The organism is Xanthomonas boreopolis, from assembly GCF_046529185.1.
Taxonomy (GTDB): domain Bacteria; phylum Pseudomonadota; class Gammaproteobacteria; order Xanthomonadales; family Xanthomonadaceae; genus Pseudomonas_S; species Pseudomonas_S boreopolis.
The window spans coordinates 3,506,109-3,523,298 of the sequence record NZ_CP097162.1 but is presented as its reverse complement, the minus strand read 5'-3'; the positions used below and the strand labels follow the sequence as shown (position 1 = coordinate 3,523,298).

Annotated in this window: 15 protein-coding genes; 10 read left to right on the top strand and 5 right to left on the bottom strand. The window is 68.8% G+C overall.

Annotated elements, in window-relative coordinates; all coding sequences use genetic code 11:
* The 3 genes from rpsD (at nt 1) to rplQ (ending at nt 2,257) form a co-directional block, all read left to right on the top strand.
* Entirely contained in the window at nt 1–627 is a 627-nt protein-coding gene (gene rpsD / locus M3M27_RS15820; protein WP_140723551.1) for a 30S ribosomal protein S4, read from the top strand.
* A 54-nt stretch (nt 628–681) separates the two neighbouring features.
* Nucleotides 682–1,680, top strand: a complete 999-nt coding sequence (locus tag M3M27_RS15815) for a DNA-directed RNA polymerase subunit alpha (RefSeq protein WP_140723548.1) — start codon at nt 682–684, stop codon at nt 1,678–1,680.
* 190 nt (nt 1,681–1,870) lie between these two features.
* A complete protein-coding gene (rplQ, locus tag M3M27_RS15810; RefSeq protein WP_434026243.1) occupies nt 1,871–2,257 on the top strand; it encodes a 50S ribosomal protein L17 in 387 nt (128 codons plus the stop codon).
* 51 nt (nt 2,258–2,308) lie between these two features.
* Here rplQ and M3M27_RS15805 read toward each other — a convergent pair whose 3' ends face one another.
* Entirely contained in the window at nt 2,309–2,536 is a 228-nt protein-coding gene (locus tag M3M27_RS15805; protein WP_140723542.1) for a hypothetical protein, read from the bottom strand.
* Nucleotides 2,537–2,812: 276 nt separating this feature from the next.
* On the opposite strand from M3M27_RS15805, the gene M3M27_RS15800 reads away from it, so the two are divergent.
* A complete protein-coding gene (locus M3M27_RS15800) occupies nt 2,813–3,331 on the top strand; it encodes a disulfide bond formation protein B (RefSeq protein WP_140723539.1) in 519 nt (172 codons plus the stop codon).
* A gap of 170 nt (nt 3,332–3,501) precedes the next feature.
* Here M3M27_RS15800 and M3M27_RS15795 read toward each other — a convergent pair whose 3' ends face one another.
* Entirely contained in the window at nt 3,502–5,586 is a 2,085-nt protein-coding gene (locus M3M27_RS15795) for a TonB-dependent receptor (RefSeq protein ID WP_434028029.1), read from the bottom strand.
* 227 nt (nt 5,587–5,813) lie between these two features.
* Here M3M27_RS15795 and M3M27_RS15790 point away from each other — a divergent pair, with 227 nt between their 5' ends.
* Together M3M27_RS15790 and M3M27_RS15785 are read left to right on the top strand one after the other, a co-directional pair.
* The gene (locus M3M27_RS15790) at nt 5,814–7,217 is read left to right on the top strand and encodes a class II 3-deoxy-7-phosphoheptulonate synthase (RefSeq protein ID WP_434026242.1); all 1,404 of its coding nucleotides are present in this window, start codon (nt 5,814–5,816) and stop codon (nt 7,215–7,217) included.
* A gap of 115 nt (nt 7,218–7,332) precedes the next feature.
* Nucleotides 7,333–8,457: a mechanosensitive ion channel family protein gene (locus tag M3M27_RS15785; RefSeq protein ID WP_434026241.1), complete on the top strand. Its 1,125-nt coding sequence runs from the start codon at nt 7,333–7,335 to the stop codon at nt 8,455–8,457.
* 6 nt (nt 8,458–8,463) lie between these two features.
* Here M3M27_RS15785 and M3M27_RS15780 read toward each other — a convergent pair whose 3' ends face one another.
* The 3 genes from M3M27_RS15780 to typA form a co-directional block, all read right to left on the bottom strand.
* Nucleotides 8,464–10,083, bottom strand: coding sequence for an amidase (locus M3M27_RS15780; RefSeq protein ID WP_434026240.1), 1,620 nt, complete (start codon nt 10,081–10,083; stop codon nt 8,464–8,466).
* Nucleotides 10,084–10,195: 112 nt separating this feature from the next.
* A complete protein-coding gene (locus M3M27_RS15775) occupies nt 10,196–10,684 on the bottom strand; it encodes a DUF2127 domain-containing protein (protein WP_434026239.1) in 489 nt (162 codons plus the stop codon).
* Nucleotides 10,685–10,698: 14 nt separating this feature from the next.
* Complete coding sequence (gene typA, locus M3M27_RS15770) at nt 10,699–12,528, bottom strand: translational GTPase TypA (protein ID WP_140723524.1); 1,830 nt, start codon at nt 12,526–12,528, stop codon at nt 10,699–10,701.
* Between the two features lie 197 nt (nt 12,529–12,725).
* Here typA and M3M27_RS15765 point away from each other — a divergent pair, with 197 nt between their 5' ends.
* From M3M27_RS15765 to prpE, 4 genes are all read left to right on the top strand, one after another.
* Nucleotides 12,726–13,220, top strand: a complete 495-nt coding sequence (locus tag M3M27_RS15765) for a peptidylprolyl isomerase (protein ID WP_140723521.1) — start codon at nt 12,726–12,728, stop codon at nt 13,218–13,220.
* 104 nt (nt 13,221–13,324) lie between these two features.
* Nucleotides 13,325–14,311, top strand: coding sequence for a malate dehydrogenase (locus M3M27_RS15760; protein WP_140723518.1), 987 nt, complete (start codon nt 13,325–13,327; stop codon nt 14,309–14,311).
* Nucleotides 14,312–14,694: 383 nt separating this feature from the next.
* The gene (locus tag M3M27_RS15755) at nt 14,695–15,144 is read left to right on the top strand and encodes a DUF2501 domain-containing protein (protein ID WP_434026238.1); all 450 of its coding nucleotides are present in this window, start codon (nt 14,695–14,697) and stop codon (nt 15,142–15,144) included.
* Between the two features lie 120 nt (nt 15,145–15,264).
* Nucleotides 15,265–17,148, top strand: coding sequence for a propionate--CoA ligase (gene prpE, locus M3M27_RS15750; protein ID WP_434026237.1), 1,884 nt, complete (start codon nt 15,265–15,267; stop codon nt 17,146–17,148).
* Nucleotides 17,149–17,190: the final 42 nt, after the last annotated feature.

Sequence of the window (17,190 nt, the reverse complement as noted above, 5' to 3'; positions counted from 1 at the left end):
ATGGCTCGTTATATCGGTCCTACCTGTAAGCTCGCGCGCCGCGAAGGCGCCGACCTGTCCCTCAAGAGCCCGGCGCGCGCGCTGGACTCCAAGTGCAAGCTGGAGCAGAAGCCCGGCCAGCACGGTGCCGCTCGCAAGGGCAAGCTGTCCGACTACGCCACCCAGCTGCGCGAGAAGCAGAAGGTCAAGCGCATCTACGGCCTGCTGGAGCGCCAGTTCCGCAACTACTACAAGAAGGCCTCGACCAAGAAGGGCAACACCGGCGAGAACCTGCTGCAGTTGCTGGAAACCCGCCTGGACAACGTCGTCTACCGCATGGGCTTCGCCGTGACCCGTCCGGCCGCCCGCCAGCTGGTCTCGCACCGCGGCGTGCTGGTGAACGGCAAGTCGGTGAACCTGGCCTCGTACCAGGTCAAGGCCGGCGACGCGATCAGCCTGTCCGAGAAGGCCCAGAAGCAGCTGCGCGTCCAGGAAGCCCTGACCGTGGCCGAGCAGCACGACCTGAGCCCCTCGTGGGTCGAAGTCGATTCGAAGAAGTTCAGCGGCGTGTTCAAGGCCGTGCCGGATCGCGCCGACCTGCCTTCGGACATCAACGAAGCGCTGATCGTCGAGTTGTATTCGAAGTAATTCACATTGGAGAACCTCCGGCGGCCGCCGGAGGTTCGCAGGAGACCCCGCAACATGACGGTTACCGCCAACCAGGTTCTGCGTCCCCGTGGACCGCAGATCGAACGCCTTACCGAAAACCGCGCCAAGGTCGTGATCGAGCCGTTGGAGCGCGGTTACGGCCATACGCTGGGCAATGCCCTGCGTCGCGTGCTGCTGTCGTCGATCCCGGGTTTCGCCATCACCGAAGTCGAGATCGATGGCGTACTGCACGAGTACACCACGGTCGAGGGCCTGCAGGAGGACGTGCTGGAAGTCCTGCTGAACCTCAAGGACGTCGCCATCCGCCTGCACAGCGGTGACAGCGCCACGCTGTCGCTGTCCAAGCAGGGCCCGGGCGTCGTCACCGCCTCCGACATCAAGACCGACCACAACGTCGAGATCATCAACGGCGACCACGTCATCGCGCACCTGACCAAGGACACCGCGCTGAACATCCGCCTGAAGATCGAGCGTGGCTTCGGCTACCAGCCGGCCGCCGCCCGTCGTCGTCCGGACGAAGAGACCCGTACCATCGGCCGCCTCGTGCTGGATGCGTCGTTCTCGCCGGTGCGCCGCGTGGCCTACTCGGTCGAGGCGGCCCGCGTCGAGCAGCGCACCGACCTGGACAAGCTGGTCATCGACATCGAGACCAACGGCACCATCGACGCCGAGGAAGCCGTCCGCACCGCGGCCGACATCCTCAGCGACCAGCTGTCGGTGTTCGGCGACTTCACGCACCGCGACCGCGGCGCGCCGAAGCCGCAGGCCGGCGGCGTGGATCCGGTGCTGCTGCGCCCGATCGACGACCTGGAGCTGACCGTGCGTTCGGCCAACTGCCTGAAGGCCGAGAGCATCTACTACATCGGCGACCTGATCCAGAAGACCGAGGTGGAGCTGCTCAAGACCCCGAACCTGGGCAAGAAGTCGCTCACCGAGATCAAGGAAGTGCTGGCCCAGCGCGGCCTGTCCCTCGGCATGAAGCTGGAGAACTGGCCGCCGGCCGGCATCGCCCAGCACGGCATGCTCGGCTAAGAGCGCCGCGAGGTCCCCGCGCGCGAGCGCGGGGATCGCGCATGCAGTACCCGCAGACGGACCTTCAGGTCCGCGCGACATCCGGCCAGGGAGTGCCGGTTTGGGCCATCCGCAGTCCATGTTCCAGCGCCAGGACGGCGACAGCGAAGTACAGCAGATCCAACATTCAACCCTCTAGGAAACCACGACCATGCGTCACCAGAAATCCGGCCGCAAGTTCAGCCGCACCAGCGCCCACCGCGAGGCGATGTTCAAGAACATGGCGGCTTCGCTGATCAAGCACGAGCTGATCAAGACCACCCTGCCGAAGGCCAAGGAACTGCGTCGCGTCGCCGAGCCGCTGATCACGCTGGCCAAGATCGACAGCGTCGCCAACCGCCGCCTGGCCTTCGCGCGCCTGCGCGACAAGGAAGCGGTGGGCACCCTGTTCACCACGCTCGGCCCGCGCTACCAGAGCCGCCCGGGTGGCTACCTGCGCATCCTGAAGTGCGGTTTCCGCGCCGGCGACAACGCGCCGATGGCCTATGTCGAGCTGGTCGACCGCCCGGCCGCCGTGGCCGAGGAAGTCGCCGAGTAAGGCGCTTTCCAGGATCCCGAAGAACCCGGCCTCGTGCCGGGTTTTTTCGTTTCATGCGCCGGGATCGGCCGGGCCGAGGTTGTGCTTGGCGAGCATGCCGTCGAGCCGCTTGGCGACCAGCGCGGCCTGTTCGGCCGATCCCTGGGCGCGGTTGGCGATCTCGCGAGCCCGTGCGTGATAGACGTCCCAGAAGTCGTCCGGATGACGCGCCCTCAATCCGGGGATGTCCTGTTCGAGCTGGTCGAGTGCCTGAGCGATCTCGGCGGGAATGCCCTTCATCGTGTCCGTCCTGCGGTGGAGTGGTCGGCGAGGCGAGGGTGGGACCGGGCCGCTGCGGTGGCCGCGGTACCGTCGCTACGGCTGCCGTGCATGCCGATGGCGGTCGCCACGCGCCCGCGATGCAGCCTAGGCGCCGGGTGGGTGCAGGAGGGGTGAAGCGGAGGGCGGGGCATGGGCCGGGGCTGCCGCGCCCGTGACGCAATGTTCCGGAATCGCATAGCCTGGGTCTCGCGAATAGCTGATAATCCGGCGTCCTCCAACGTTCACGCCGCCTCGATGAATCCGTTCCGCTGGAGTTTCCGCGCGCAGTTCGCGCTCGGTTTCCTGATCTGCGCTGGCCTGCTCGGGTTTGCGATCTTCATGCAGTTGCAGGAAGGGTTGGAGCCCTGCCCGTTGTGCATCTTCCAGCGGATCGCGTTCGCGGCGCTGGGCGTGCTGTTCCTGCTCGGCGCGCTGCACGGGCCGCGCGGGAGCGGCGGGCGCAAGGTCCATGGCGTGCTGGCGTTCCTGGCCGCGGCGGTCGGCGCCGGCATCGCCGGGCGGCATGTCTGGGTGCAGGTGATGCCGCGCGACGAGATGTCCTCCTGCGGGCCGCCGTTGTCCTTCCTGAGCGAGCAGATGGGGCCGTTCGAGGTGTTCCGGACGGTGCTGACCGGCACCGGCGACTGCGGCAACATCGATTGGCGCTTCCTCGGGTTGTCGATGCCGATGTGGAGCCTGGTCTGGTTCGTGCTGCTGGCGCTGTGGGCGCTTTACGCGGGGTTCCGCGCGCGCCGGCGGCATCCGCTGTTCTGAGCGGTCGCGCAGGCGATGCAAGAAGGCCAGGCAATGCCTGGCCTTTTGCGTTCGCGGGCCGGTTTCGATGGAGAAGGCAGGTGCCCGCCCTATCGCTTCTGTGGTTCGCCATAAGGGCGCGTGGCGACGCGTTTCTCATCTCTGTTACGTCTGGATTCGCTTGGCGCGGCTCAGAAGTCCTGCTGCAGGGTCAGGTAGGCGCCACGGCGCGGTCCCCACTGCGGAGCGAACACGCCGATGCCGCCGCCGTCGCGCAGCTGGTAGCTGCGGTCCAGCGCGTTGACCACGGCCAGCTGCGCATGCAGCGGATGGCCGCCGAGGTCGAAGTCGTGCGAGGCGCTCAGGTTGAGCTGGAAGTAGGAGGGGAGCGAGGCGCCGTTGGGCACCGTGTCGGTATCGGTGCGCAGGCCGCTGCCGTACAGGTAGTTCGCCCCGACGCGGTTGTTGCCGGCGAAGCTGTAGCTGATGCCGCCGGAAGACGTCAGCTTCTGGTCGTGGTCGAGGTGGATCCAGTGGTCGGCGACGTAGGCCAGGGCGTCGGGATCGAAGTTGTAGTCGCCGGTCATGACCTGCTTGCCCATCGCCTTGCTGTAGGCGGCGTTGAAGTAGGCGCTGAACGGGCCGTCGTCGTAGTCGGCGGAGAACTCCAGGCCGCGGACGTGGCCGTGGCGGTAGTTGAAGGTGGAGTAGATGTAGGCGGCGCCGAACTGGCCCTCGTCCTGCAGCCGGTCGGCGCGGCGGTCGTAGGCATCCAGGCCCAGGGTCAGGTGGTCGCCGACGTTCTGCGAGATGCCCAGGTCGTAGTAGTCGCTGCGCTCGCTCAGCGGCGTGGTGGCGCCGGCGGAAACCTGCTGGTTAGTGGTGCCGTCGTAGAGCGCGATGTCGGTGGTGGAGATCAGCTCGGTGGCGGGCGGGGTGAAGTAGCGGGCGTAGCCGGCGTGCAGCGTGGTGCCGTCGGTGGCGTGCCAGACCGCGCCCACGCGCGGGCTGAGCTGGCCCTCGCTGCGGCCGAAGGCCTTGTAGCGGTCGCCGCGCACGCCGTAGTTGACGATCCAGTCGTCGCCGATCTTCCATTCGTCCTGCAGGTAGAGCGCGGTGGTGCTGGTGTGGAAGCGGCTGGCGTCGGGGATCAGCTCCGGCACGTTGCTGCTCTGGCCGCCGTCCGCATCGGCCGGGAAGACCCAGGCGTCGTTGCGGGCGCTGGCGCGCTCGAAGCTGCCGTACAGGCCGTAGCGCAGGGTGTGCGAATCGCCGAGCGGCGTGGAGAAGTCGGCCTGCACGGTGTCGGCGCGGTTGGCGCGGTCCACCTTCGAGGCGACGCCGTTGAAGATCAGGTCGCCGGCGATGTCCGGGTCGAACGCGACGCTGCTGTAGCGCTGCCCGGCGGAGACCTGGTACGAGGTGTCGCCGAGCAGGCCCTGCAGCACCAGGCTGGCGAAGCGGGTGTTCTCGCGCTGGTTCTCGTCGAGCCTGGAGGAGTCGTAGTCGGTGGTGCCCAGGTAGTCGAAGGCCGGGGCCTGGTCCGGATTGTTCGGGATCTGGAAGCGGTTGTTGGCGTAGCCCGCCATCAGGCTGAGGCGGGTGTCGTCGTCGACCAGGTAGGTGAGGTCGGCAAAGGCCTTGCCTTGGTGGGTCTTGTCGTGTTCCGGGGTGCGGCTGTCGGTGGGATTCTCCAGGCCGACCTTGTCCTGGTCGTAGTTGCCGGTGACGAACCAGCTCCAGCGGCCGGAGCTGCCCCACCACGAGGCGAACGGATTGACCTTGCCGAACGAGCCGGTGGTGATGCCGACGCTGCCGCCGTTGCCGAGTTCGGCGCCGCTCTTGGTGGTGACGTCGACCACCGCCGCGGTGCGGTCGCCGAACTGGGCCGGCAGCGCGCCGTCGAGCAGGCGGATGTTCTTGATCGTGCGCGGGTCGAGCGTCTGGCCGAAGCCGGAGATCGACTCGGGCAGGATCACGCCGTTGATGCGGTACTGCAGGTTGGCGTGGTCGCCGCGGACGTGGATGCCGCCGTAGGAGTCCTGCACCACGCCCGGCGCCTGCAGCAGGACCTGGTTGAGCGGGGTGGAGGCGCCCAGCGGCAGCCTGTCGATGTCCTCGGCGGAGATCGTGAACTGGCTGCTGCCGATGTCGGGCGACAGCGCGTTGCGGGCCGCTTCCAGCTTGGCGGTGACCTGCACCGCATCGAGGTCGGTGACGGCGCCGGGCGTGGCTTCGTCGGCCAGGGCAAGCGCGGGGAGGGAGGCGAGGACCATCGAGATGGCGGAGGCGAGCAGGCGGGTATTCATCGGAAGCGCCGGGTGGGGAGGGGTGTTATTCAGTAACAATCCTCCCAGGGCGGTGCCGCCGCCTAGCCCGAAAGTCATGCCTGCCGCACCGGCTTTGCCTGGGGTTTAGAGACCTCGGAAAAATGTCGGAGAGCGGTGCCGCTTTGCCGCCGCACCCGCCTTTGCGATGATGGGCGACTCCCAAGGAGTCGCCCATGTCCCCCTCGTCCCCCGCCCGCCTGGTCGAAGTGCCCGCCTCGGAATGGAACCCCGACAGCTGGCGGTCGCGCCCGGGGCTGCAGATGCCGACCTATCCCGACGCGGCCGAGCTGGAAACGGCGCTCGCCGAGCTGCGCCAGCTGCCGCCGCTGGTGACCTCGTGGGAGATCTTCGCGCTCAAGCGCCAGATCGCCGAGGCCCAGGAGGGCAGGCGCTTCCTGCTGCAGGGCGGGGATTGCGCGGAGAACTTCGCCGACTGCGAATCGAACATGATCTCCAACCGGCTCAAGGTGCTGCTGCAGATGAGCCTGGTGCTGGTGCACGGCCTGCGCGTGCCGGTGGTGCGGGTGGGGCGCTTCGCCGGGCAGTACGCCAAGCCGCGTTCGGCCGATACCGAGACCCGCGACGGCGTGACCTTGCCGAGCTACCGCGGCGACGTGATCAACGCCCCCGACTTCACCGCGGAAGCGCGCGCCCCCGACCCGCGCCGGATGATCACGGCGCATTCGCGCTCGGCGATGACGATGAATTTCGTGCGCGCGCTGATCGACGGCGGTTTCGCCGACCTGCACCATCCCGAGTACTGGAACCTGAGCTGGGTCGGCTACTCGCCGCTGGCCGAGGACTACCAGAAGATGGTCGCCTTGATCGGCGACGCCGTGCGGTTCATGGAAACGCTGTCCGGCTCGGAGGTGCACAACCTCAACCGGATCGACTTCTACACCTCGCACGAGGCGCTGCTGCTGCCGTACGAAGCGGCCCTGACCCGGCAGGTGCCGCGCCAGTGGGGCTGGTTCAACCTGTCCACGCACTACCCGTGGATCGGCATGCGCACCGCGGCGCTGGACGGCGCGCACGTGGAATACTTCCGCGGCATCCGCAATCCGATCGCGATCAAGGTCGGCCCGTCGGTGCAGCCGGACCAGTTGCTGCGGCTGGTCGACGTGCTCAACCCCGACGACGAGCCGGGCCGGCTCACTTTCATCCACCGCATGGGCGCGGCGCAGATCGCCGAGAAGCTGCCGCCGCTGCTCGACGCGGTCAAGCGCGACGGCCGCCGCGTGCTGTGGGTGTGCGACGCGATGCACGGCAATACCGAGAGCACCGGCAACGGCTTCAAGACGCGCCGCTTCGACAACATCCTGCGCGAGGTCGAGTGGTCGTTCGACCTGCATGCGGCGGCCGGCACGCGGCTGGGCGGCGTGCACCTGGAACTGACCGGCGAGGACGTGACCGAATGTACCGGCGGCGCGCGCGAACTGACCGAGCGCGACCTCGAGCGCTGCTACCGCTCCACCGTCGATCCGCGCCTGAACTACGAGCAGTCGCTGGAAATCGCGATGGCCATCGTGCGCAAGCAGCAACAGGCCCCGTCGCCGATCGGCGCCAAGGAGGCGTAACCCGCCCGTTATCGACGGCGCGTCCGCGGTGCCGGCGCGCGCCGCATGACGCGATGCTCATGCCTGCGGGTGCATGCTGGCCTGCCTGATCCTTCATCCCCGGGAGGAAAGGCCGATGATCGACTGGAACGAGGCCAGGCCCTACCTGCTGCCGCTGGGCACCGCGGCGGTGGCGGGTTTCCTGGCCTGGTCGCTGCTGTTGTGGCTGTTCAAGCGCATGCAGGGCCGCGACTACCGGCGCGCGCGCATCGTGCGCGTGCTGAGCCTGCCGATGGCGTTCGCGATCCCGCTGCTGTTCCTCAACATGGCGCTGGCCGCCACGCCGTTGCGCGGCGATGCCTACGACACCGTGCGCCATCTGCTGTCCATCGGCGTGATCGGCTGCCTGACCTGGTTGCTGGTGCGCGCCGTCGCCGCCGGCGAACAGGCGATCCTGCGCAGCCATCCGATGGAGGTGGCCGACAACCTCCAGGCGCGCCGGATCCAGACCCAGACCCGGGTGATCGCGCGGGTCCTGATGGGGGCGATCATCCTGCTGGGCCTGTCGGCGGTGCTGCTGAGTTTCGATCCGGTGAAGCAGATCGGCCGCACCTTGCTGGCGTCGGCGGGCATCGTCGGCCTGGTCGCCGGCATCGCCGCCAAGCCGGTGTTCGGCAACCTCATCGCCGGCCTGCAGATCGCGCTGACCCAACCGATCCGGCTGGACGACGTGGTGATCGTCGAGGGCGAGTGGGGGCGCATCGAGGAGATCGGCAGCGCCTACGTGGTGGTGCGGATCTGGGACGAGCGGCGCATGGTGGTGCCGTTGTCCTGGTTCATCGAGAACCCGTTCCAGAACTGGACCCGGCGCAGCGCCGACCTGCTCGGTACCGCGTTCCTGTGGCTGGACTACCGCACGCCGGTCGCGGCGGTGCGCAGCGAGCTGGAACGCATCTGCCGGAACGAACCGCTGTGGGACGGGCGGGTCTGCGTCACCCAGGTGACCGAGACCAGCGAACGGACGATCCAGGTGCGCCTGCTGGTGAGCGCGCGCAATTCCGGCGATGCGTTCGACCTGCGCTGCATCGTGCGCGAGAGGATGATCGACTTCCTGATGCGCGAGCATCCGTATGCGCTGCCGCGCCTGCGCGCGGAAATCTCGCGGGAGGCGGAACCGCCGCGGCCGGCCCTGCGATCGACCGCGGGCAGCGTGCGTTCGCCGGGCGCGGAGGACGGCGAGCCGGCGGTCGCGTCCGGCTGATGCCGGTCAGCGCGAAGCCGGCGGCGGGCGCGTGGGCAGGAAGCGCGGCGGGGTGCGTGCGCGGGTGAGCTGTTCGTAGGCGTATGCCAGCTCGATCAGGCGCGGTTCGCTCCAGGCGGTGCCGACGAACAGCAGGCCGAGCGGAAGGCCGTTGCTGCTGCCCATCGGCACGCTGAGGCTGGGATAGCCGGCCACCGCGGCCGCGCCGTAGCCGGCGCCCGGGAAGTCGTCGCCCCGCACGGGGTCGATCGGCCAGGCCGGGCCGGTGGTCGGCACGACCAGCGCATCCAGCCGGTCGGCCTCGAGCGCCGCGTCGATGCCTTCCGGCCCGGCCAGCCGGCGGGCGAGGGTGCGGGCGGCGATGTAGGCGCTGTCGCCGGGGCCGGCCGTCGCCTGCGCCTGCTCGAACAGTTCCTGGCCGAAATGCGGCATTTCCTGCCCGGCATGGCGGCGATTGAACGCGATCAGTTCGGCCAGCGTCCGGACCGGTGCCTGGTGCGTGGCGAGATAGCGTTCCAGGCCGGCCTTGAACTCGGTCAGAAGCACTTGCATCTCGGCCTCTTCCCACTGACCCTCGGTGGGCAGGCGCGTCTGGACGACGGTGGCGCCCGCCTCGCGCAGCACCTGCACGGCGTCGCGCATCGCCGCGGCGACGTCGGGACGCTCGTTCAAGGCATTGTGCAGCACGCCGATCCGCGCGCCCCGCAGGCCCTGCGGGTTCAGGCGCGAGGCGTAGTCGTAGACCGCCTGCCCCGGGCGCGCCGCGGTGGCGGGATCGTCCGGGTCGCGGCCGGCCATCGCCGACAGCAGCACCGCGGCATCGGCGACGCTGCGCGTCATCGGGCCGGCGGTGTCCTGGCTGAAGGAGATCGGGATGATGCCGCTGCGGCTGACCAGACCGACGGTCGGCTTGAGCCCGACCAGGCCGTTCACCGCGGCCGGGCAGACGATGCTGCCGTCGGTCTCGGTGCCGATGCCGGCCACGGCGAGGTTCGCCGATACCGCCGCGCCGGTGCCGGAGCTGGAGCCGCACGGGGTGTGGTCGAGCGCGTAGGGATTGCGGGTCTGCCCGCCGCGGGCGCTCCAGCCGGAACTGGACCGGGTGGAGCGGAAGTTCGCCCATTCGCTGAGGTTGGTCTTGCCCAGGATCACCGCGCCGGCCTGGCGCAGGCGCTGGACCAGGAAGGCGTCCTGGCGCGGATGGAAGCCGGCCAGCGCGAGCGAGCCGGCGCTGTTGGCCATCGGCGTGGCGTCGATGTTGTCCTTGAGCAGCAGCGGGATGCCGTGCAGCGGGCCGCGGATCGTGCCGGCGCGGCGCTCGGCGTCCAGGCCCGCGGCCTCGTCGGCGGCCCGGGGATTCAGTTCGACGACCGCGTTGAGCCTGGGCCCGGCCCGGTCGATGCGGGCGATGCGGTCCAGGTAGGCGCGGACCAGCGTGGCGCTGTCGAGCTCGCCGCGGGCCATGCGCGCCTGCAGGTCGGCGATGTCGGCCTCGGCGTAGAGGAAGGCGTCCGCGTTCGCGGCGTGCGGCGTCATCGCGTTCGTCTCGGTGCTGGGCGGGTTGGCGTCCCGGCAACCGGCAAGCAGCAGGGCAGCCGCGAATGCGGGCATCGCAAGCAGGCGCATGGGCGGGATTCCCGGTGTGACCTCGGAAGGCTAACGGCGGTCCGCGCCGGTTGGCAACGCGGTCCGGGCGGCGACGATGCGCGCGGCCGGGGATGGCCGGTGTCGGTCGCCGTCAGCGCGCGCCGCCGCGGGAGCGCCGCCGCACCAGGTCGCGTGCGAGGACGGCGACCACCAGCAGGTTCACCGCGAGCACGCCCCACGGGGCCCATCCGGGATGGCGCACGATCGCGTAGATGTCGAAGGGCAGGTAGATCGCCGCCGAGGCGCAGCCCAGCAGCGAGGCCCATGCCTTGGCGCGCCACAGTCCCCAGGCTTCGACCAGGTGCAGCACGCCGTAGGCCAGCATGCCCGCCGCGGCCAGGTGCACCGCGTCGGGGCTGATCATCCGCAGCAGCGACGGCAGCGCGCCATGCTCGGGGTCGAGGTTGAAGCGCCGGATCAGCTCGCTCACGCCGTGCTGCAGCGGCAACGGGCCCAGGATCTCCAGGCCGGTCGCGCCGAGCACGGCCAACAGCCCCTTGGCCGCCTCCAGCAGGGCGATCAGGTGAAGTCCCGGATGCGCGTGCGGATCCGGGTCGTAGGGCTTGTCGGCGGGGTCCACGAGCCGATGATGCCTCAGCCGGCGCGGCTGGCGCGCTTGCGCTCGTTCTCGGTCAGGAACTTCTTGCGCAAGCGGATCTCCTTCGGGGTGACCTCGACCAGCTCGTCGTCCTCGATGAAGTCCAGCGCCTGCTCCAGCGAGAACTTGATCGCCGGGGTCAGCTTGATCGCATCGTCCTTGCCGGCGGCGCGCATGTTGGTCAGCGGCTTGGTCTTGATCGCGTTGACGGTGAGGTCGTTGTCCTTGGAGTGGATGCCGACCAGCTGGCCCTCGTACACGTTGTCGCCCTCGGCCGCGAACAGGCGGCCGCGTTCCTCCAGCGGCCCCAGCGCGTAGGCGGGGGTGACGCCCGGCGCGTTGGCGATCATCACGCCGTTCGGGCGCTTGGCGATCGCGCCCTGTTCCTTCGGCCCGTAGTGGTCGAACACGTGGAACAGCAGGCCCGAGCCCTGGGTCAGGGTCTTGAACTCGTTCTGGAAGCCGATCAGGCCGCGCGCCGGGATCAGGTATTCCAGGCGCACGCGGCCCTTGCCGTCCGGCTCCATGTTCTTGAGCTGGCCCTTGCGGATGCCGAGCTTCTCCATCACGCCGCCCTGGTGGATCTCCTCCACGTCGACGACGAGCTGCTCGATCGGCTCCATCGGCTGGCCGTCGATCTCCTTGATGATCACTTCCGGGCGCGACACGGCCAGCTCGTAGCCCTCGCGGCGCATGTTCTCGATCAGCACCGACAGGTGCAGCTCGCCGCGGCCGGACACCAGGAACTTGTCGGCGTCCTCCAGCTGCTCCACGCGCAGGGCGACGTTGTGCACGGTCTCGCGCTCCAGGCGGTCCTTGAGCTGGCGGCTGGTCAGGAACTTGCCGCCGGACAGGTCCTTGTTGCCGGCGAACGGCGAGTTGTTGACCTGGAAGGTCATCGAGATGGTCGGCTCGTCCACGGTCAGCGGCGGCAGCGCCTCGGGGAAGTCGAGCGCGCAGACGGTGTCGGAGATGGTCAGCTCCGGGATGCCGGAGATGGCGACGATGTCGCCGGCCTCGGCGCTGTCCTGCTCGATGCGCTCGAGGCCCAGGAAGCCCAGCACCTGCAGCACCTTGCCCTGGCGCTTCTTGCCCTCGCGGTCGATCACCACCACCGGCATGTTCTTCTTCAGCGTGCCGCGCTGGATGCGGCCGATGCCGATCACGCCGACGAAGCTGTTGTAGTCGAGCTGGCTGATGCGCATCTGGAACGGGCCTTCCGGATCGACGTCCGGCTTCGGCGCGTGCTGCATGATCGCCTCGTACAGCGGGGTCATGTCGCCGTCGCGGGCGTTCTCGTCCAGCGAGGCGTAGCCGTTCAGCGCCGAGGCGTAGACGATCGGGAAGTCCATCTGCTCCGGCGTGGCGCCGAGGCGGTCGAACAGGTCCCACACCTGCTCCACGACCCACTCGGGGCGCGCGCCGGGGCGGTCGATCTTGTTGATGACCACGATCGGCTTGAAGCCCATCGCGAACGCCTTCTGGGTCACGAAGCGGGTCTGCGGCATCGGGCCGTCCATCGCGTCGACCAGGATCAGCACGGTGTCCACCATCGACAGCACGCGCTCGACCTCGCCGCCGAAGTCGGCGTGCCCGGGGGTGTCGACGATGTTGATGCGGTTGCCCCGCCAGGTGATGGCGGTGTTCTTGGCCAGGATGGTGATGCCGCGTTCCTTTTCCTGGTCGTTGCTGTCCATCACGCGCTCGGCCAGCACGGTGCGCTCGGAGAGGGTGCCGGACTGCTTCAGCAGCTGGTCGACGAGGGTGGTCTTGCCGTGGTCGACGTGGGCGACGATGGCGATGTTGCGAAGGTTTTCGATGGACATGCGAAAGGGGGCTCGGTCGACGCCAAGGCAGGATGGGAAAAGGTAAGCCGGCAATTATAACCGTTTGGCGATATCCCCATGGCGGACCGGGGAACCCGGACGGCCGGGCCCGTTCAGGCGGGCCGCCCGGGGCGGCCGGCCGGGCGGCGGGTGTATCCTATCGGGCTGACGCATTCGTCCCGACCCCCGAGGATTCCATGTCCCTGATCGCCAACTTCGACACCTCCCGCGGCCCGATCAAGATCGAGCTGTTCGCCGACAAGGCGCCGCTGACGGTGGCCAACTTCGTGAACCTGGCCAAGCGCGGCTTCTACGACGGCCTGAACTTCCACCGCGTGATTGCCGACTTCATGATCCAGGGCGGCTGCCCGGAGGGGTCCGGCCGCGGCGGCCCGGGCTACCGTTTCGAGGACGAGACCAACAACGGCGTGCGCCACGAGCGCGGCGTGCTGTCGATGGCCAACGCCGGCCCGAACACCAACGGCAGCCAGTTCTTCATCACCCACATCAAGACCGACTGGCTGGACGGCAAGCACACCGTGTTCGGCAAGGTGCTCGAGGGCATGGAGACCGTCGACAGCGTGGTCCAGGGCGACACCATCAACAAGGTGACGATCGAGGGCGACGCCGATGCCGTGCTGGCCGCCAAGGCCGACCGCGTCGCCGAGTGGAACAAGATCCTCGCCGCCTGATTCCCATCCCGACGGTCGCCGCAGCGCGGCCGTCGCCGTTTCCGGGCGCCCGCCGATTCCGCCGCGCCCTCCCCACCGACGCTTCTTAGAAGAGGAAAGTCCAGATGAAAGCACCCGTTCGTGTCGCCGTGACCGGCGCTGCCGGCCAGATCGGCTACGCCCTGCTGTTCCGCATCGCCTCCGGCGAAATGCTGGGCAAGGACCAGCCGGTCGTCCTGCAGCTGCTGGAGCTGCCGAACGAGAAGGCCCAGGCCGCGCTGAAGGGCGTGATGATGGAGCTGGAGGACTGCGCGTTCCCGCTGCTGGCCGGCATGATCGGCACCGACGACGCCGAGGTCGCGTTCAAGGACGTCGACATCGCCCTGCTGGTCGGCGCGCGTCCGCGCGGCCCGGGCATGGAGCGCAAGGACCTGCTGCTGGAGAACGCCAAGATCTTCACCGCCCAGGGCGCGGCGCTGAACAAGGTCGCCAAGCGCGACGTGAAGGTGCTGGTGGTCGGCAACCCGGCCAACACCAACGCCTACATCGCGATGAAGTCCGCGCCGGACCTGAAGCCGGAGAACTTCACCGCCATGCTGCGCCTTGACCACAACCGCGCGCTGAGCCAGCTGTCGGCCAAGCTCGGCAAGCCGGTCGGCGGTATCGAGAAGCTGGTGGTGTGGGGCAACCACAGCCCGACCATGTACCCGGACTATCGCTTCGCCACCGCCGACGGCGCTTCCATCGCCGAGGCGATCAACGACCAGGCGTGGAACGCCAACACCTTCATCCCGACCGTGGGCAAGCGCGGCGCCGCCATCATCGAGGCGCGCGGCCTGTCCTCGGCCGCCTCGGCCGCCAACGCCGCCATCGACCACGTGCGCGATTGGGTGCTGGGCAGCAACGGCAAGTGGGTGACGATGGGCGTGCCGTCCGACGGCTCCTACGGCATCCCGGAAGGCGTGATCTTCGGCTTCCCGGTGACCACCGAGAACGGCAAGTACACCATCATCAAGGACCTGCCGATCGACGACTTCAGCCAGAAGTACATCGACAAGACCCTGGCCGAGCTGGAAGAAGAGCGCGGCGGCGTCGCCCACCTGCTGGGCTGATCCACTGCCCACCGCGTGATCCAAGACGCCGGCCTCGTGCCGGCGTCCTGCTTTTCGGATCTGGCCTTCTCCCCTCGGGGTGAAGGCATGTTGCTTGCGAACCACGGGTTCGCACATGCCTGAACGCCTGGCGCGCTGCGCCAGGCCGGGGCGCGAAGCGAGGTGCCCCATGGGGGCGGATGAGGGTGCGGGCGAAACTCTGCGCTGTTGGGCTGCATGGGGCTTTCCGTACCCTCACCCCAACCCCTCTGCCAATGGGAGAGGGGCTTGTTGGCCGAGCCTTGAGGCCAGTCGGGCGCCGGAGATGCGTCTTGATCCGGATTGAAGGTCGGGGCCGCTAGGCTGCCACGCACCCGGGGTGGCCGGAAATCGGGAGCAGGGTCATGAAGACGTCGGTCGTGGTGTTGTCGCTGGGCATGCTGTGCGCGAGCGCGTCGGTGGGCGCGGTCGACCTGAAGGGACTGAAGGACAAGCTGGGCGGCGGCCAGCAGGCCGGCGCGCCGGAAAGCACGGCCGGGCAGGGCGGGTTGGCCGGCATGCTCGGCGGCGCGGCGTTGCCGGGCATGGATTCGAGCGTGGGCGGCAACGCCGCCGGTGCGTTGCAGTACTGTATCAAGAACAACTACCTGAGCGCGAACGCGGCGTCCGGGATCAAGGACAAGCTGCTGAGCAAGGTGTCGGGCCAGCAGGGACAGGACGAGGGCTACCAGCGGGGCGAGCAAGGCCTGCTGTCCGGGAGCGACGGCAAATCGCTGGACCTGAAGTCGGTGTCCGACACGGTCAAGCGCAAGGCCTGCGACTATGTGCTCGACAACGCCAAGTCGATGATCTGAGGCCCGCGCCGGCGGCCGGCCCGGGGCCGGTCCGCCGTTCGACCAAGGTCGCAGGGATCGCGCGTGGGCGCCGGCCTATGCTGGAGGCAGCCCCAAGGTTCTGGTTCTGGGAGGGACCGGATGAGCTACGAAGAGGCCTATCGCCGTTCGATCGAGCGGCCGGAGGAGTTCTGGGCGGAGGCGGCGCAGGCCATCCACTGGCAGGTGCGGCCACGGCAGATCCTCGACTATTCCAACCCGCCGTTCCGCAAGTGGTTCGTCGGTGGGCAGACCAATCTCTGCTACAACGCGGTGGACCGCCACCTCGACGAGCGCGGCGACCAGCTCGCGCTGGTGGTGGTCTCCACCGAGACCGGCACGACCCGCGAGTTCAGCTACCGCGACCTGCACCGCGAGGTGAACGCCTTCGCCGCGGTGCTGAAGAAGCTGGAGGTCGGCCGCGGCGACCGGGTCGTGATCTACATGCCGAACATGGCCGAGGCGGTGTTCGCGATGCTGGCCTGCGCGAGGATCGGCGCGATCCATTCGGTGGTGTTCGGCGGCTTCGCCGCGCACAACCTGGCGCTGCGCATCGACGACGCCAGGCCCAAGTTGCTGATCGCCGCCGACGCCGGCAGCCGCGGCGGCAAGGTGATCCCGTACAAGCCGCTGGTGGATGCGGCCTGCGCGGAGGCGGCCCATCCGCCGCCGAAGGTGCTGGTCGTCTCGCGCGGGCTGGATGCCGCCGAACCCAGGGTGGCCGGCCGCGACGTCGACTACGCCGCGCTGCGCGCCGAGGCCGGCGATGCGCAGGTGCCGGTGGAATGGCTGGAATCCAACGAGCCGAGCTACCTGCTGTATACCTCGGGCACCACCGGCAAGCCCAAGGGCGTGCAGCGCGACGTCGGCGGTTACGCGGTGGCGATGGCGCTGTCGATGCGCACGGTGTTCGATTGCGCGCCGGGCCAGGCGATGTTCTCCACCTCGGATGTCGGCTGGGCGGTCGGCCATTCCTACAACGTCTACGGTCCGCTGATCGGCGGTTGCACCTCGCTGCTGTACGAAGGCTTGCCGACCCAGCCCGATCCGGGCATCTGGTGGGCGCTGTGCGAGCGCTACGGCGTGCGCACGATGTTCTCCTCGCCGACCGCGATCCGCGTGCTGAAGAAGTTCGACGTGGATTTCATCCGGCGCCACGACCTGTCGCGGCTGAAGTACCTGTTCCTGGCGGGGGAGCCGCTGGACGAGCCCACCGCCACCTGGATCAATGCCGCGCTCGGCAAGCCGGTGATCGACAACTACTGGCAGACCGAGACCGGCTGGCCGGCGTTGACCCTGTTGCCCGGCGTTGAGATGAAGCCGGTGAAGTTCGGTTCGCCCGGATTCCCGAATCTCGGCTATCGCATGAAGGTGATCGACGAGCAGACCGGCGCGGAGGTCGCGCCGGGCCAGAAGGGCGTGCTGGTCGTGGTGCCGCCGCTGCCGCCGGGATGCCTGAGCACGGTATGGAACGACGACCGGCGCTTCCTCGACAGCTACTTCGGACACTTCAAGGAACTGCTGTACAGCTCGCTGGACTGGGCGATCCGCGACGAAGATGGCTACACCTTCATCCTGGGACGCACCGACGACGTGATCAACGTGGCCGGCCACCGCCTGGGCACGCGCGAGATCGAGGAGGCGATCTCCGGGCATCCCGGCGTCGCCGAGGCGGCGGTGATCGGCGTGAAGGACGAACTGAAGGGGCAGGTGCCGGTGGTGTTCGCCACGATGAAGCAGGCGCCGCAGGACCCGGCCGGCACCGCCGCGGAGCTGCAGCAGTGCGTGGTGCGCCAGCTGGGCGCGGTGGCGCGGCCGGCGCATGTCTATATCGTCAACGCATTGCCGAAGACCCGCTCGGGCAAGCTGCTGCGGCGTTCGTTGCAGGCCCTGGCCGAGGATCGCGATCCCGGCGACCTGTCCACGCTGGACGATCCCGGCGCCTTGGAGGAAGTGCGCCGCGCGCTGGCGCAGAGGGCGATGTAACGGGGTGTCTTGCCGGCGGCTCGGCGGCTTCGGCGGGAGCGG

What these genes read in the sequence shown, in the direction of transcription:
- rpsD (WP_140723551.1), top strand. Translation starts at nt 1, where the DNA reads ATGGCTCGTTATATCGGTCCTACCTGTAAGCTCGCGCGCCGCGAAGGC.
- M3M27_RS15815 (WP_140723548.1), top strand. Translation starts at nt 682, where the DNA reads ATGACGGTTACCGCCAACCAGGTTCTGCGTCCCCGTGGACCGCAGATC.
- rplQ (WP_434026243.1), top strand. Translation starts at nt 1,871, where the DNA reads ATGCGTCACCAGAAATCCGGCCGCAAGTTCAGCCGCACCAGCGCCCAC.
- M3M27_RS15805 (WP_140723542.1), bottom strand. Translation starts at nt 2,536, where the DNA reads ATGAAGGGCATTCCCGCCGAGATCGCTCAGGCACTCGACCAGCTCGAA.
- M3M27_RS15800 (WP_140723539.1), top strand. Translation starts at nt 2,813, where the DNA reads ATGAATCCGTTCCGCTGGAGTTTCCGCGCGCAGTTCGCGCTCGGTTTC.
- M3M27_RS15795 (WP_434028029.1), bottom strand. Translation starts at nt 5,586, where the DNA reads ATGGTCCTCGCCTCCCTCCCCGCGCTTGCCCTGGCCGACGAAGCCACG.
- M3M27_RS15790 (WP_434026242.1), top strand. Translation starts at nt 5,814, where the DNA reads ATGTCCCCCTCGTCCCCCGCCCGCCTGGTCGAAGTGCCCGCCTCGGAA.
- M3M27_RS15785 (WP_434026241.1), top strand. Translation starts at nt 7,333, where the DNA reads ATGATCGACTGGAACGAGGCCAGGCCCTACCTGCTGCCGCTGGGCACC.
- M3M27_RS15780 (WP_434026240.1), bottom strand. Translation starts at nt 10,083, where the DNA reads ATGCGCCTGCTTGCGATGCCCGCATTCGCGGCTGCCCTGCTGCTTGCC.
- typA (WP_140723524.1), bottom strand. Translation starts at nt 12,528, where the DNA reads ATGTCCATCGAAAACCTTCGCAACATCGCCATCGTCGCCCACGTCGAC.
- M3M27_RS15765 (WP_140723521.1), top strand. Translation starts at nt 12,726, where the DNA reads ATGTCCCTGATCGCCAACTTCGACACCTCCCGCGGCCCGATCAAGATC.
- M3M27_RS15760 (WP_140723518.1), top strand. Translation starts at nt 13,325, where the DNA reads ATGAAAGCACCCGTTCGTGTCGCCGTGACCGGCGCTGCCGGCCAGATC.
- M3M27_RS15755 (WP_434026238.1), top strand. Translation starts at nt 14,695, where the DNA reads ATGAAGACGTCGGTCGTGGTGTTGTCGCTGGGCATGCTGTGCGCGAGC.
- prpE (WP_434026237.1), top strand. Translation starts at nt 15,265, where the DNA reads ATGAGCTACGAAGAGGCCTATCGCCGTTCGATCGAGCGGCCGGAGGAG.